This is a genomic window from Tenacibaculum profundicola (assembly GCF_057220795.1).
In genome coordinates, this window is sequence record NZ_CM170137.1 from 1,300,408 (window position 1) to 1,315,357 (window position 14,950).

The 14,950-nt window shown below is 32.9% G+C and carries 22 protein-coding genes; all 22 read right to left on the reverse strand.

What is annotated here, in order from left to right; genetic code table 11:
- Positions 1-65: 65 nt before the first annotated feature.
- The 22 genes from AC2TDS_RS05555 to AC2TDS_RS05660 all read right to left on the reverse strand — a co-directional run bounded on the left by AC2TDS_RS05555 (position 66) and on the right by AC2TDS_RS05660 (position 14,857).
- The gene (locus AC2TDS_RS05555) at positions 66-1,337 is read right to left on the reverse strand and encodes a phage major capsid protein (RefSeq protein ID WP_484738129.1); all 1,272 of its coding nucleotides are present in this window, start codon (positions 1,335-1,337) and stop codon (positions 66-68) included.
- Between the two features lies 1 nt (position 1,338).
- Complete coding sequence (locus AC2TDS_RS05560) at positions 1,339-1,923, reverse strand: HK97 family phage prohead protease (protein ID WP_484738130.1); 585 nt, start codon at positions 1,921-1,923, stop codon at positions 1,339-1,341.
- Position 1,924: 1 nt separating this feature from the next.
- The gene (locus AC2TDS_RS05565; RefSeq protein WP_484738131.1) at positions 1,925-3,145 is read right to left on the reverse strand and encodes a phage portal protein; all 1,221 of its coding nucleotides are present in this window, start codon (positions 3,143-3,145) and stop codon (positions 1,925-1,927) included.
- A gap of 247 nt (positions 3,146-3,392) precedes the next feature.
- Entirely contained in the window at positions 3,393-3,563 is a 171-nt protein-coding gene (locus AC2TDS_RS05570; protein WP_484738132.1) for a hypothetical protein, read from the reverse strand.
- 3 nt (positions 3,564-3,566) lie between these two features.
- Positions 3,567-3,881 (reverse strand): hypothetical protein, encoded by a 315-nt coding sequence (locus AC2TDS_RS05575; RefSeq protein WP_484738133.1) that lies wholly within the window; start codon positions 3,879-3,881, stop codon positions 3,567-3,569.
- 499 nt (positions 3,882-4,380) lie between these two features.
- A complete protein-coding gene (locus AC2TDS_RS05580) occupies positions 4,381-4,536 on the reverse strand; it encodes a hypothetical protein (RefSeq protein WP_484738134.1) in 156 nt (51 codons plus the stop codon).
- Between the two features lie 9 nt (positions 4,537-4,545).
- Entirely contained in the window at positions 4,546-4,764 is a 219-nt protein-coding gene (locus tag AC2TDS_RS05585; RefSeq protein WP_484738135.1) for a hypothetical protein, read from the reverse strand.
- A 10-nt stretch (positions 4,765-4,774) separates the two neighbouring features.
- Positions 4,775-4,981 (reverse strand): hypothetical protein, encoded by a 207-nt coding sequence (locus AC2TDS_RS05590; RefSeq protein ID WP_484738136.1) that lies wholly within the window; start codon positions 4,979-4,981, stop codon positions 4,775-4,777.
- 168 nt (positions 4,982-5,149) lie between these two features.
- Complete coding sequence (locus tag AC2TDS_RS05595; RefSeq protein WP_484738137.1) at positions 5,150-5,794, reverse strand: hypothetical protein; 645 nt, start codon at positions 5,792-5,794, stop codon at positions 5,150-5,152.
- 69 nt (positions 5,795-5,863) lie between these two features.
- Complete coding sequence (locus tag AC2TDS_RS05600) at positions 5,864-6,706, reverse strand: hypothetical protein (RefSeq protein WP_484738138.1); 843 nt, start codon at positions 6,704-6,706, stop codon at positions 5,864-5,866.
- Between the two features lie 380 nt (positions 6,707-7,086).
- Complete coding sequence (locus AC2TDS_RS05605; protein WP_484738139.1) at positions 7,087-7,809, reverse strand: DUF2786 domain-containing protein; 723 nt, start codon at positions 7,807-7,809, stop codon at positions 7,087-7,089.
- A gap of 18 nt (positions 7,810-7,827) precedes the next feature.
- Positions 7,828-7,956 carry a hypothetical protein gene (locus AC2TDS_RS05610; RefSeq protein ID WP_484738140.1) on the reverse strand — a complete coding sequence of 43 codons (129 nt, stop codon included), beginning with the start codon at positions 7,954-7,956 and terminating at the stop codon, positions 7,828-7,830.
- Positions 7,957-7,967: 11 nt separating this feature from the next.
- Positions 7,968-8,261 (reverse strand): hypothetical protein, encoded by a 294-nt coding sequence (locus AC2TDS_RS05615; protein ID WP_484738141.1) that lies wholly within the window; start codon positions 8,259-8,261, stop codon positions 7,968-7,970.
- Positions 8,262-8,287: 26 nt separating this feature from the next.
- A complete protein-coding gene (locus tag AC2TDS_RS05620; protein WP_484738142.1) occupies positions 8,288-8,920 on the reverse strand; it encodes a recombinase family protein in 633 nt (210 codons plus the stop codon).
- Positions 8,921-8,962: 42 nt separating this feature from the next.
- Positions 8,963-10,696, reverse strand: coding sequence for a terminase large subunit (locus tag AC2TDS_RS05625; protein WP_484738143.1), 1,734 nt, complete (start codon positions 10,694-10,696; stop codon positions 8,963-8,965).
- A gap of 6 nt (positions 10,697-10,702) precedes the next feature.
- Positions 10,703-11,194 carry a P27 family phage terminase small subunit gene (locus AC2TDS_RS05630; protein WP_484738144.1) on the reverse strand — a complete coding sequence of 164 codons (492 nt, stop codon included), beginning with the start codon at positions 11,192-11,194 and terminating at the stop codon, positions 10,703-10,705.
- Positions 11,195-11,297: 103 nt separating this feature from the next.
- The gene (locus AC2TDS_RS05635) at positions 11,298-11,606 is read right to left on the reverse strand and encodes an HNH endonuclease signature motif containing protein (protein WP_484738145.1); all 309 of its coding nucleotides are present in this window, start codon (positions 11,604-11,606) and stop codon (positions 11,298-11,300) included.
- Positions 11,606-12,976, reverse strand: coding sequence for a replicative DNA helicase (locus AC2TDS_RS05640; RefSeq protein WP_484738146.1), 1,371 nt, complete (start codon positions 12,974-12,976; stop codon positions 11,606-11,608). Before AC2TDS_RS05640 ends, AC2TDS_RS05635 begins: the two co-directional genes overlap by 1 nt.
- A 13-nt stretch (positions 12,977-12,989) precedes the next feature.
- The gene (locus AC2TDS_RS05645) at positions 12,990-13,733 is read right to left on the reverse strand and encodes a hypothetical protein (RefSeq protein ID WP_484738147.1); all 744 of its coding nucleotides are present in this window, start codon (positions 13,731-13,733) and stop codon (positions 12,990-12,992) included.
- Positions 13,733-14,005 (reverse strand): hypothetical protein, encoded by a 273-nt coding sequence (locus AC2TDS_RS05650; protein ID WP_484738148.1) that lies wholly within the window; start codon positions 14,003-14,005, stop codon positions 13,733-13,735. The genes AC2TDS_RS05645 and AC2TDS_RS05650 overlap by 1 nt, the downstream gene beginning before the upstream one ends.
- A gap of 232 nt (positions 14,006-14,237) precedes the next feature.
- Positions 14,238-14,384, reverse strand: a complete 147-nt coding sequence (locus tag AC2TDS_RS05655; RefSeq protein WP_484738149.1) for a hypothetical protein — start codon at positions 14,382-14,384, stop codon at positions 14,238-14,240.
- Between the two features lie 266 nt (positions 14,385-14,650).
- A complete protein-coding gene (locus AC2TDS_RS05660) occupies positions 14,651-14,857 on the reverse strand; it encodes a hypothetical protein (RefSeq protein WP_484738150.1) in 207 nt (68 codons plus the stop codon).
- Positions 14,858-14,950 lie beyond the last annotated feature (93 nt).

The following is a 14,950-nucleotide window of genomic DNA, read 5'->3' on the forward strand; positions in this document are numbered from 1 at the left end:
TTTTTAAAAACTTCGGTAACCACCACAATTACCGAAGTCATAACTATACAAATATGAACGAAAAACTAAGCTATTTTAAACTTTTTGTTAAATGCAAAAGCTTTTGGATGTACCACTTGCACATCTGAATAAGCGTTTACAACTAAACGAATTTTACCTTTTGGTAATTGGGTAACCGTATCCACTGAAATAGATAAACCACCCCATGAGCCTGTGAAAACTTGCGACCAATCCCCGAAAATTAAAGGATGGTTTGTTGTTAACTCTGGAACAAGATTTGAAGAAACAAGTGTTGAACCATTTAGAGTTTTTCCATCGGATAACATTACAGAATCCGTTCCTGTCATGGTTGTTGTTTTCAACTTTCCTTTCAGGACTTTATTGGTAACATACGCCAATGATTTATCGGTTGCATTTTCAGCTTCAATTGCAGTTTCCAAAGCAACAATATTATCATACGAAGGTAAAACAGCGGATGCTCCGGATAAATCTGTAACCCCTGGAAGGTTTAAAATCCCCAATGGTGCTTCCGTACCTGGTCCATTAATAATTGCGGAAGCCATGGCACGCCCATAAGCATCATTTAGCATTGTGATAATCATTGCTTCTACACCAACACTACTTTGCAAAATAAGTTGCTGTGAAACATCCACGATTGCAACGATTCTTTTAGGCTTTAAAATTGGCCCTGTAAAATCAGAATCTGTTGTATCAGTAACTTCCTGATTCTCGGTCGCCCATGTAAAAGAAACATCTGTATTTGAAATCAATGGAACATCACCTTGCAATCCTGTTAAATTGGTAATTCCCAATTCATTCAACGGATTTTTTGCAAATAAAGGTGCAACCATTCTTGGTGCTTCGGTAACTACTAAATTACCCCCTTTATTTCCTGAATCTCCTGTTACGGATTGCGCCCTTGACATCATTGATGAAGGAATTGCAATTGAATGCGCTGATGGCACTAACATTTCATTTCTGAATTCCTCATTTGCTTCCTGCATTGCTTCCGCTTCCACACCTTCCAAACCTTTACCTTCCACAACAGAGCGGATTGCTTTTGTAATGGAATAAGTTTCGTTTTCCTTATTCCTAGTGTGTACCGCAGGCGCTGCAATATTCTTTGCACTTTTTGCCTTCTGCTTCATTCTATCTTCCACAATCTTTGCACGCTTAATCTGTGGCTCCAAAGCATCATGATCCGCTTGCAAATCATCAAAGCGTTTTTCTTCATCAGAAGTTAATTCACGTTTTTCACTTTTTGCCGTTTCAACAATATTTTCTTGTGCGGTAACTAAAGAAGCACGTTCAGTCAATAAGGTTTGTAAATTTTTCATCTTATCTTTTGTTTTTATTAATTAATATTTGCGCTTCACGCACAGTTAAATTTTTATTACCTGGGTTTGATTTCACTTCCAAACCTTGTTTTAATTCTTGCATTGTTTGCGCATTTCTTTTGTGTGCATCAGGATTTGATCCTACCGCCACAATGGACCACTCCATTAACTCCTGACGTGTAAAAATCAACACCTCTTTATCTTCCCCAAGCTTTTCATCCCCCATTCTTCCTTCCAAAATATTGGCACCAATAGAAGCCATTTGTAAAGTTCCGTTTAAAACTTTGCGAAATACTTTTTCCGCTTTTGGATTTGTTTCTGCATCCTCAAAAGCTACCCGACCAATAAGCTTATCCCCTTCCACACGAACAGTGGAAGTTCCAATGATATTATCCGGATCATCCGAACCTGATCGGTGCATATAGCAAACAATTGGATTTTTTTGATACCTGGTTAAATCCCAACCATCCATTTTGAAAATAGTTCCATAAGAATCCACCGCTTCAGAAGAAATTACAAAATCCACTTGCCGCTTCTCTTGCATTTCTTCAGATACCCTTTGTGCATAAGCACTACGTGTAATCATTTTATTCATTTTTACTACTATTTTTTAATCCCTGAAGCTTCGTTTCAATCTGTTTTAAGGTTTGTGTATTTACAGGGGTTAGTGGTTCATCTAAACCTTCCATTCTGTTCATATCCAATAAAGCCCTTACTTCATTTCTTGTAAAAACCCCCGCATGAATAAGCTTTGAAAAATAGTCTGCCTGCGCTTGTTTATCGGATTGTAAAAGTGAATTTGTATTGAATTTTATATAATACCCTGCACGAATCTGTTCTTCTGTAAAAAGTTTTACATCGTATTCGTTTTGGAACCTCAATGCCCATGGCAAAATAGAATCCCCAACGTGCTGAATTTCCTGATGTTCGATATTTGAAAAGGTTGCATTTTCCAAGCTTTTCAATTTATGTGGCGGTAAATTCAACCACCTTGCCACCTCCAAAATACCATTTTGATTTGTCTGTAAAAATTGAGATTCTTGCGGTGTTAAGCTTACATTTTGAAAAGTTGCCCCATCATCCAAAACCAATACTTTCCATTGCCCTGGATCCGTTAACGAACCCGCCAACCCCTTTTTATATTCCATTTTTACCCCTGCATTCATTGCATTAGGCACAGAAACAATTCCAACGCCTTGCCCTTTGGTATCGTAATAATCCCCGGCAAAACTTTGTGAACTTAAATTTACCCCCATGCTCTGTGCTGCGAAGGTAACAATGCCAATTCCGGTGATCCCATTAAATGAAAAGCCTGGAACGTGTAAAACTTCATAAGAAGAATACATTTCTTCCCCTATTTCATAAAACAACCTTCCTTCTGCAATTGAAACTTTTACAGGGGTTTCTGTTTCATCAACCACATGAAATGCCAATACTTCCTGCGTTACTTCATTCCTTTGGATTATCGCATAGGCATTTCCTTTCACAATTGCCTTCATCAACATAATCTTATCAAACATAAATGCTGTCATAAGATTATTAGGACGTTTACTGATTAGGTAGTTAATGCGGTTTTCTTCGTCTTTTAAACGATCAACATTCACCTTGCGAAAAACACCTTTAGGTAATTTTGCAAAATCATTGCAAAGGATTTCAATTCCGTTATAAAAAGAAGAAAGGGTAAACGCTGCGTTATCGTTTACCTTTTGGGCTACTTTTGAACCTCCGACAAAAGGAAATATTCCGCTTCCAATTCCTGAAAGAGAATAATTTCGTTTAGTAACAGATTGTAAAGATTCGAAAAGCATACACCAAAATTATATGGTGTAAAATTGAAGTAATTACTTCATTGTATTGGGGACATTTTATCCCTTTGTATTTTCTTTTATAAAATATTTAGTCATGACAAACCCAACAAAGCCCTGGACCACCATAAACAAAAGAATAAGTATATATCTTACAGGGTGCTGAAATAATGGTATTTCAAATAATAAAGAAGTACAAAACAATACAGTGAACGTTCCTAAAATAATACTTACTAATTGGATATTTTTTTTAATTGATTTCTTCATATTTTACGGATAAGGTGTCGATGTATTCGTTTATAATTTTATGTACTTCTTTTTCTTTTATTCCTGTTTTTTTTACGATTGCCGGAACTGTGTTGTCTTGGCTATTCAAAAAAGCATCCAATACAATTACTTTTTTTTCTTTTAATAAACTCATTTTTTAATTTTTAAGATGGTTGTTTTTAAATTTTTTGAAATATTGGTAGGTAAATTTCTCTTTTCCAAATATCAATCGGTGCAGTTCGTTTGTTACTTCAAAAGCTGCTTTTTGTGATGGGGTTCTTTTTAGGGCCTTGAAATAGTATTGAAAAAAACCTTCGCGTGTTGCAATCTTAACTGCAACATCATACGTCATTGATTTAATGCGCTGTTCATATTCTTTTATAGTATCAATTATATCTTCATTAGATTTTAATTGATAACCATTCGAATGATAATTTTCTTCAGCTTGCAGTTCTTCTTTTATTCTTTTCATGGTATTGCTTTAATTACTGTTTTACTTTATTTTGTTTTTACTATTTTTACTTTATGGAACACAGCTATGAACAACTTAATATCGAATTTGTAGAACCAAGGAAAGTATCTGTTTTAACTAAGTTAATTTCCTTTGGTCTGGTGATAGTTTTTATTTTTACTCCTTTATACAAAGTCATACCAGATTTGATAAGCTGTACTTGTTGGGAACCTTTTCTTTATAGGCATATTAATTTTCCATTTGGTCATGCCTGCGATCTAATCTTGTTTTAATTACTACTCTTGTTTAGTTTCGCTATTTTTGCTTTATGTTGATCCTATTAATTTTCTTTCTTTTTTTATCTATTTATATATTTTTCTCTTACAGTTATGAATGGAGACACGATAAAAAACATTGGCATAAAGAATTTCCATATTCAAAACTCGAAAAGACACTAGGAAAATTATTTTCAATTATTATTTTTATTGGTTCCTTGTTCTTTATAATTAAACTGATATAACTACTGTTTTTTAACTAACTGATTGTATTCCTCGATCCATCTTAAGGGAATTTCGGTTTTAGCATCAAAGTACCTATTTACAGCATTGATAATCTCATTAAGTCTTTGCGTATCTCTAATTTTTTTCGGGAATATTCCTAATGGTGGTTTTTGCATATTCTACTGTTATTTATATGCTTTGTTCAATTTATTTACTACTTCGATATATTGATTATTTCCAGTTCTTAAACGGTTATTTAGTTCCCAATAGAAAGCTTTAAAAAAATCCGACCTATCATCTTCTTTAATAGTTTTCATTGCTCCAAGAGTGTCCTTATACCTAGATTCTTTAATAGTTTGTTTTAATGCTTCCATTGAAGCTCTTGCTTTTTCTTGCTCTGTCATTATTTCTACACTATTTATGACATTTACTCTTATGAGTAAACTCGTTATACTCTAATGTTTTTGGAGTTAAAAATTCTAGAGGATTTTCACCAATCGAACCCCCTGGGGAATCGATACTAATAAATGATAGCTTAATTTCATTCTCGTTTAAGAACTCAACCAATTTTCGTAATTTCTCCTGATTGACTTCTCTTTTAAATCTAATTATTACATCCATTATCCTACTCTTTATTTATAATTCGTTTACTAAATCTTGGACATAAAAAAACACCTTGAAAAAGGTGTTTGTGGTAAGTATATTATATGTTTTATTCCTTATGTGCCCAACAAATCATATAGCGTTAGCCTATCGGCACGCCATATACTTAGTTATTGTAGACAGTTTTTATTCTTCTTTGTTTTTTAAAATTACTTCAACATCTCGTTCAACTTTTTTCTGTTCCAATATTTTGAATTGCTTTTCTTTTAATTTCAAATTCTTTTCAGTCTCTCTGAATTTCCGCAATTCTTCACTACTCATTCCTTTGGTTTTTCTATTGGAAGGAAAATCCGCAATTTTGACTAATTCATTTGAGTCAGGGTCAACATAAAACTCTTTAGAGATATGTATATTCCAATCATATGGTTCATTGGGATTAAGGTGTAAATATTTCTGTTCTCTTTTATCCCAAAGTCCGTCTTCCCGTTTTTCGATTAAATCGGCAACAAACCATTTTAAACAATCCTTATACTCGCTTAAGTTACTTGGTATTCTTTCCGAAACTTCTTTTTGTACATCATTCCAATTGGAACCATTTTTACCTCTTAAGAATCGAATAAGTAGTCCATAATTTATTTTACTATTAAAGAATTTAAAACTTTGTCCCATGCCCTCAAAGGTTGGCAATTCGTCCCAGTTCTTATTCTTATTCTTTTTCGTGTTTCGGGTATCCGAGTAGTCACCATCATTCACATATCGTCTTTTACTTCCAGAAGTTTTAAGTCGTGAAATCAGCCACCTTTTGTTATGTCTTTTTCCTTTATTGCTCATTTCTCAAATTGGCTACGTTTTGGCTAAGCTGCGTTTTAATGCAGTTTAGGTGGTGTTGTACCACGTACTTTAATAACAACGTATTGTATTTGAATAAAAACCTGCTTCATTTTCGAAAAAGTTATCATAATAACAGCTTCTATTCAAATTTTCATAAAGATACAAACCTCTCAAAATTGGCCCTTGCAGGTCCCAATAAAATATATCGTTTAAAAATTTAAAAGTCTTCGAGTTATTGTTCCACCTATCTATTGGTTTATTGAAATATGTATTTGCAAAATTGTAATCATAATATTGATAAATATGTATTATCTCGTGGGAGATTAAATCATATTGATTTAAAGACCTTTGGTCAATCAATAATATATTTCCTCTTGCAATTCCTCTTGCATCAATTCCATTCCCAGAAAGATTACTGCCCGAAAATATTATTTCACCTGTTTGCAAAGTACGTTCAAATTCAAATTTATTTCCGATTGCCGTACTTACTGTTAAGTACAATGAAATAGGCATAATTTTATATTTGACTCTGAACTTGTCCTTTGTATGAAATTCGATTCTATTAAAACCAATATTTAAATGCCATTGTTCCCAAAAATTTCGATTTGATGATGCATTTTCAACTATTGATGTTCCTGCCGAATTCACTAACTTCCCGTACCAACTGTATTGCCAAGATTTTTTGCTACTAATATTGCCAATAAGGTTTTTACTCTCATAGATTATATATCCACCAAAAGCACCTTGCCCCATACCTTTCAATAGAACTTTATGCCATTTTTCATTCGGCTTTTTATTTATTAATGCTCCAATTCCTGAAAAGACTGAATTTATTCCAATATTATAGAGAGCCATTTCTGTTTTTGTATCCTGTGAAAATGATTTATAAGGTAAGATAAAAATTGTAATCAATATCAGAATTTTAATTTTCATATACATTTTCTCAGTATGTGGTACAACTAGTGTATATGCACAATTGCGCATATCTACCTTTCAAATATAAGTAAATAGGACTGAGATTAAAATTGTTTTTAGGGTTGATTGTATATCTAGGTTTAAGTTTAACATCTAATTACTAAAATTTCATTGATTTCCCCTGTGTTTATACTTCTATATGAAATAAACATGAATATCATCCCAAAGAATTTATCATGTTAAAAGATAATAATATGTTTACAAATAACCGTTTTATAAACGTTTATAGACGTTTATAAACGTCTATAAACGCTTATTGTAATTTACTTACCACAATTATGTCAAAGAACTTTTCCGATTTTAAGGTGTCGAAGAACCTACAGATTTAATGATAAAGTTGATTGTTTCTTACTTTGATTTACACCTTGTATTAAATTTATATTTCTACCTACTTTACTACCTTGATTAAATGCTGATTCTTCAGCTATAATTTGTTTTGCAGAAATGATATTAATTTTCATATTCAAGTCTTTAAATTGATTTTCAACTTTAGACTTCTTTTCAATTACCATTAAACCATATTTTTCGGATGACAATTCAGTTTTTCGGTCATTATACATTCTATTCATTTTTAAGCATACACCTTTCATAAATCCTTTAATAAACGAGGCAGATAAAGTACGTCCGTGATAAAGCTGCTTTAAGTAATTATAATCCTTAGACTTCATGTATTTTACTTTCTCTTTAAGGCAACTTTTTACAATGAAACTATAGAAATAAGCGCAAAGCTCCGTGTCTTCTTCAAACCCGAAAAATGAAATTCTCTTACTATTATAGTAATAATGACAATCAAATAATCTTGTTAAGCTGTTATAAAACCCTGTTAAATCGTAACCTGATTTAATTAATGTAACTTCTTTTAAAATGCACTTTTCAGATATGTACGGGTCTTTTAAATCATGTTCAGATATAAAAAACTCCATCATTAATTTATTTGCTTTGGTTAAAGCAGATTCCATTTCTTCTTGGCTAGCTCCGTTATCTGTTGTTTTTGATAAAAGAGCCTTTATTTTTCCTTTAATTTTTTCACGCTTACTCATATCGTTGTATTTTAAATATTACTGTTTTAAAAGTTTATATTTTTCCTTTGCTAACTGAATTACATTCAGCATTTCATCATGTGTCAATCCAAATTCTTGCATTTCCGAAATGATATTATTCGCAATTAACTCTTCTCTATCTACCACAGCTACTGCTTTTAAAATGGTAAATCATCTGCTTCTTCTTCAGATATTGGTTCCATTGTTTTAGTTTCCCAAATCCTTCCGTTTCCAATAAAAATACGATCAACTTTTTCCCCATTTTTTCGTTGTTCAATTTCTTCTTTTGTTGGTGACATAGACACTGAAAAATCGTTATCATACTGATCAGGTTCGTCATAATCCCATGTACTAATGTTCATGTACATTTTTCCGTTTTCGTGTTTTAATATTCTCGACTTTGGAATATCACTTACACAGATGCTTAAAGTTCTTGCGCGACCTTGTTTCATAATTTGTTGTTATTATTGTTTAGTATTTACGCTACTTTGATACGAGCGTTTTTATTCCCTTTATTTTTATGATTTCTTTTGTAATCATATTTTTCATACTCAAATATTCGATAAATCGAACCCTGACTAATATTAAAGGTTTCTCTTATTTTTCGTATGGATGTTTTTTTGTCTTTGTGCATTAAAATAACAGCAGGTGCTATTTGTTGTAACTTTTTTGATAATCCTTTAGGCCTTCCTAACCTTACACCTCTGTTTTTAGCTGATTTTACCCCCTCAACAACTCTTTCCGCATTAATTTCCCTTTCCATTTCATAAAGTGCTGCAAACAATGTAAAAATGAATTTCCCATAAGCTGATTGAGTGTCTAAAAATGGCTCCTGAACGCTCTTAAAAGAAATTCCATTCTTATCAAAAAAATCCATTACTGATAAAATATGCCTTACATTCCTTGCCAATCGGCACATTTTATAAACCACAACAGTATCGCCATTTCTCAACCGCATCATTAAAGCTTCCAATCCTTTCCTGTCCTCTTTTGCACCCGAAGCTTTATCAAAAAATATATCCTGACGTTTGACACCGAAATTCAATAATGAATCCACTTGCATATCATAATTCTGCTGTGCTGTACTTACTCTAACATATCCGAAAATCATTTCTTTGCTATTCTTTTTTAAATATGGTTTCTTATAATTTGTTTAAAATACAATTGGCACATTTGGATCATTGTACACGCTTTCATTCTTTTCTTCCACAGTTAATGTTCCCGCTAATGCCATAATGGAAGCAATTATTCCATCAATTCTTTTTGTGGATTTACTTTTATCCAATCTTATATTTTCGTTTGTGTCATAAATTGGAACACATCCGGAAAGCATCCATTTCAAAATTGGGTTTTTACCAACTCGTAATTTCCCCATCATTATCAAACGTGCCAATTCTTTTGTTGGACTTGTGTAATTCATAAGTGTTTGAACGAATGGTGATAGTTCAATATCTTCCTGGATTAAATTTTGCACCAAGCCACCGCTAAACTTTCTATCATATTCTACGTGTCTTGTTTTGTGCTTGTAATAGTTTTCAATCACGACGCTTTCCACAACTGAATAATCCACCATATTGCCTTCTGTGGCTATCAAATAAGTATCTTTTGCATCCACTGCATTTTCTCTCTGCATATTGGACCAATAACGATATGGAACGCCATCTTCTTTGCTTCTTTTATCAATGGTTTCCTTTGGGCAAAAGCACCACACTTTCAAATCTCGAAAACCTTCTTCATCAGGTTCAGAAATCATTCCATAAGCAGTTATATCTGTGGTTGTGGATAAATCCAAAGCACCACAATTACCATACTTTTCAAAATTTTCTTCCTTGATTGGATCCTGGCACTTATCCCAATATTTGGCATCAATCCAAACTTCGGGAGCATCCACCCACATATTCAAATGCTTTGTTTTAAAGTTTGGAATTTTAGAAGGTTGGTTTTTTGCTTTTTTGTATTCTCCAATCAAGAAATCCATGGAAACTGTTACCCCTAAATTTGGATTTGCTTTTATCCAATTGTTTGCATCTTCCCAATCATCCCCTTCATCTAAATCATGGATCATTATGAAAAAAGAATCATCCTGATCCACGCCTTCCAATATGCGTTCACAGCTTTCTTCAAACTTTTTACAAACACCATGGATATTGAACCCTGCTGTGGTGATTGTTTTTGTTAATGGCTGTTTTCTTGATGCTCCCGAAGATTCCAAATTTTCTTTTACAGTATCGTCCTTATGCGCATGGTATTCATCAATTATGGTTCGGTGCGAATTAATGCCATCCTGTGTTTTGGAATCACCACCCAAAGGCTTCATAAAAGAATTGGTTGGAAGAAATTTTATTTCTTTTTGATATACCGAAAAACCAAGTTTCTGAAGCATTGCAGAAGCTTTTACAAATTCAGAAGCTTGTGTAAAACAAAGTTTTGCCTGCTCTTCCTTTGTGGCCCCAATATAAACTTCTGCACCTTGCTCCATATCAAATGCCATTGCAAAAAGCCCATCCCCTGCTTCAACTGCTGTTTTTCCATTTTTCTTTGCAACCTTTTCATAAACATTTTTTATAAGTCTTACCGAATCGCCATTTTCATTTTTCTTTTGCCACGCATAAATATTATACAAAGTGAATTGTTGGTGTGGTGCTAATACAAATTTACTTCCTGCGGCTTTCCCTTTTGTATGTTTCAAAAACGATTCAAAAAAACGAATAACTGCAAAGCCTTTTTTATGATCCAACCAATACCCTTTTGCATCGGCTTGTTCAATCAAATTAAAAAATCGTGTTACTGCCAATTTTATTTTTCGACCTGTAACAATATCACCATTCTGCACGCCAAAAGCATACTGAAAAGTAATCGATTCTTTTATTTGGTTTGGAATATTCATTTGATACTATTGATACATTTTTTGCATTACCTGGTTAAACAGATCTAATTGATTATCTTGCTTTTCATCCACTTTCAATTTTTGACGATCTTTAATACTTAAACCAAAATGCGCTGAAACTTCGTCCAAATGCTTATCCGCTTTTTCAATGATGGAAACGTGTGCTGAAACATTGGAGGCTCCACTGTTGAAATACTGCACCAAACCACCAACATATCCTTTTTGATTTACCTGCTTTATCGCTTGGCATCTTGCATCCATCCAAAACGCTGCTTTTTGTAAATGGGTTAAATCTAACTTTGAAAATTGCCTAGTTTTTAAAAACTCCTTTCCAAACCAATACCACCAACCAATTTGTGATCCATTAAGCCCTGAAGCTTTTGGTGGTTTCGGAAGTTCTTTTAAAACCTCATACAAATCCCTTTCTTCTTTTGGTAGTTCAACTACCTTTCCATTTCCTATTGAATTGTGTGCTATTTCCATTTTGTTAGTATTCATTATTTACCCCCCCCCTATCTAAAAAACACCGTAAGTAAAATTCTGACTTGTAGGCGATGTACAGGCAATTTCCATTTTAGAAATTACACCCCATACCCCCAATTTATCCTTTATAGCCATGGCTTTCCTTACCTGATTTACTATTGTGACATTTACTGCATAATGGTTGCGTGTTATCAACAGAATACACTTCACCACCATCAACAATTCTTTTAATGTGGTCCAACACCCTTGCAGGAACAACCAAACCTTTTTCAGAACACTTTCTGCATAATGGTTCCTGCTGTAATCTTTGCTTTCTAAAGTTGCGCCACTTCCTTCCATTGTATATTTTAGAATTATCAACTGATCTTTTATGCTGTACTTTCTCTTCATGCCAAGGCTTTCTTTTTGCTATTGGTTTACTTGGCATTAAAAAGGATTTTCACTAACCATACTACCATCAACATACTTTGTTTTATCTTCAATGAATTTTAAACCTATTGGCCCCAATGATCCGTTTCTGTTCTTCTCTACAATCAAAACTGTATTTTCATCATCGCGTAAATCAAACTCTTCAAATAGATCAGGATTATCATTTGGATTATATCCGTAGTAGCTTGGTCTGTATAACATTCCAATAACATCCGCTGCTTCTTCTATTGCACTGGCTTCTTTAAGATGATACTTCTTTGGAATATGATATTTACTTTTCCTTACCTCTCTGCTTATTTGACTTAAAGCGATAACAGGAATATTTAATTCTTTAGCTAAGTTCTTGCACTCCCTTGCTGCTTCACCAATATTAATTCTCAAATCTTTATCCCCTGAAAACATTTGAATAAAATCAATAACCAATAATTTAATATCATGCTTTCGCTTCAACAATCTTCCTTTTCTTTTCATTCGTGCCACAGTTAGTGCTGGCTTATCATCAATATAAATTGGATAATCTTTCATTTCATTAACAACAGAAAAAAGAGTTTCGAAATACTCATTCTTTTCAAAACCCGTACGCATTAACTGATTCATATGAAAGTCAGAATTTACTGCTGTTGCTCTTATCGCTAATTGCTTCACAGACATTTCCATACTAAACATACCGACAGCATGACCAATCTTTGCTGCTGCTAACATTGACCCCATTACAAAGGCAGTTTTACCCATTCCACTATCTGCACCAATAACAATAAATTCCTGATTTTGCCACCCTGAGAAGTGTTTATCTAACGCAGTTAATCCCGTTGGTAAACCTGTTACTTTACCCTGATTATTTGTTAACCTTTCTACGTGCTTAGGCAAATCAATCATAGCTTGTTGCCAGGTTTGCTCATTCGCTTCACTATTAAAGACTTCATCAATAAAAGAAACTCCTTGCCCTAAAGATTCCATTAAATCTTCAGGTGTAATCTTCATATCTCTTGCAAGTCTTACAGTTTCATTTGATACCTCAATAATCCTTCTTCTTAGATACCTATCTAACAAAATTAAAACCCAATTAGCAATGTTAGCTGATGAAGCCACACTTTGAATTAAATCAATTAAATACATTGTAATTGACTTATCAACGTTATCCTGTTTTTGAAGTTCTGTATTTACAGTATTTAAGTCAATGGGCTGATTTGTATCGTATAAATTTTTGATTGCTGTATAAACCATTTTATGCTTTGGCAAGTAGAAAAGCTGAACAGTTAACCTATCAACCACAACATCAATTGCAGTTGAATCAACCATTAATGCACCTAAAACTGATTTTTCAATTTGAACTTCTTGTGGTGGTAATAAAGCAGTGTTAATTTCCATATTTGTATAAATTTTATCCAATTCTTTTTCTTACTCTTAAAGACTCATTTTGTTGTTTCACAACTTTCATTGATCCACTCCAACTAAATTGCAACCTTTTTAATCTTCCCATCAACTTCCTAACTGTAAATTCAATTTCTTCTTCCTCAACTTTGATTTGAAAAAACTCTAAAAACTTATCGTAATCGGGAATGCTTTTTTTATTCTGCATTTCAAAAGTTTCTAATTCATAAGCAGCATTTTTTTGCAAAAATTCATAAGCAGAAAAATCTATATATACATGATTAATAGTACTATGATTATGATACGTCGACGGATTTGTCGAACCTCTTTTGACATTCGTAGTGATATCAAGGGCTACAGCGTTTTTTTGAGGTTCGACGTTTTTGTCGACCCTCGTCGTTAAATTTGTCGACCCTTGACGAGGTTCGACGTTTTTGTCGACCCTTAAAACACGCTTACCTTTACCTGATAATCTTATGTAATTATGTTGCTTTTGACCAATCTTTTTTTGCTCAATAAATCCCTTTTTCTTTAACTCTAAAAAACAACGATACGCTTTATTTGAAGAAGAAAATACAATTGGTAATTCCTCTGCAATCTTATCAAAAGTGATATTATAATATACTTCTTTCCCGCTAACGTAAGAATTTGCCCATGTACTCAATTTAGATAAAAATTCAAGTAACGCGCCATGTTGAAAAGTCAAATTATACTTTATACACATTTGCTGATTTACATTAACAGAATATTCCATTAGGCGATAGATTTTAATAATTCTGAAGCGTAAAAGCTACGCGTTAAATCAAACATAATTTCCGCAAAATTTTTATCCTTTTTAACCTTAACCGCGTACCTGGTGACCACATCACGAATTTTATTTTCAGGTTTCCCAAAAAAAGATATTAGTCCAGTAAACTTGGAACCCAAGACAACAACCGCCAAAAAAGCAACAACCTTTCGGTGATGCTCTGCGGGAACTAATCCACTGTTTAAAACTACCTGATCTAAAAGCTGTATTGAATTCATGTTATATCGTTTTTTTACATATTTGACACTGTTCTGTTCCTGCAAAAAACCCCTTCGCACTGCACAACTTCCCTTCTTTGCAGTTCCTTTTTACCGGATAACTCTTTTTTACTTTACAATTTAATTTCCCTTTTTCTGCCATTTAAAACTTTTTTAAAACACTGCGGACAATACTTCACCATCCGCAGTGAAAATCAACTAATCAAATTACTACTATGAAAAAAACTAACTTTTAAATGGTGTTTTCAATGACTTCTTTGGTAGCTTCCACAACTTCTTCAAACATTGTTAAAATGTGATCCGACCAAAATTCAGAAGCAAAATCATAACCTAAATTATCTTCCAAATTTTCCTTTACTTTTTTACTTAATCCACTCATTTTTGAAAACTCTTATTATTGACTTATTTACTAATTCATTTAGGTTTAACTTATCATGTAAAAACAAATTTTCCTTAAAAATCAGAAAGGCAATTAAACTCATAATCCAACCATATACTGCCAAAACTATTATTACAAAAACCATCATATTATCAACTATTTAAAAAAGGATTGAAAGGTTTATAAAAAACAATCCCATATAAAAAACTCTTATTAACTATAGTCTTTTTTAATTGCTTAATACTTTCTTTAATTTTCTGCATTTTCTAGTTGTTTTTAGGAGGGTAAAGCTTAGATTTGAACCATTTCTCAAAGGCTTCAATACCTATTTCCTCATCTGTCATTTTTGATGGCATCGGCGAAGGATCAGAAGAAATCATTTTATTGAGCTCTTCAATCAAAAGGGCTATTTCAGAATCACTAGGATTAAATTTCTGAATAACTTGTAATGATATATCTACTACCGAGGTCATTAATTTTTTTAAACTTTCTGATTATTTTTTAAGGAAAAAGGACGAGCGCACTCGCCCTTAATCAAACTAACTAAATCAACTAATAATGAAAAA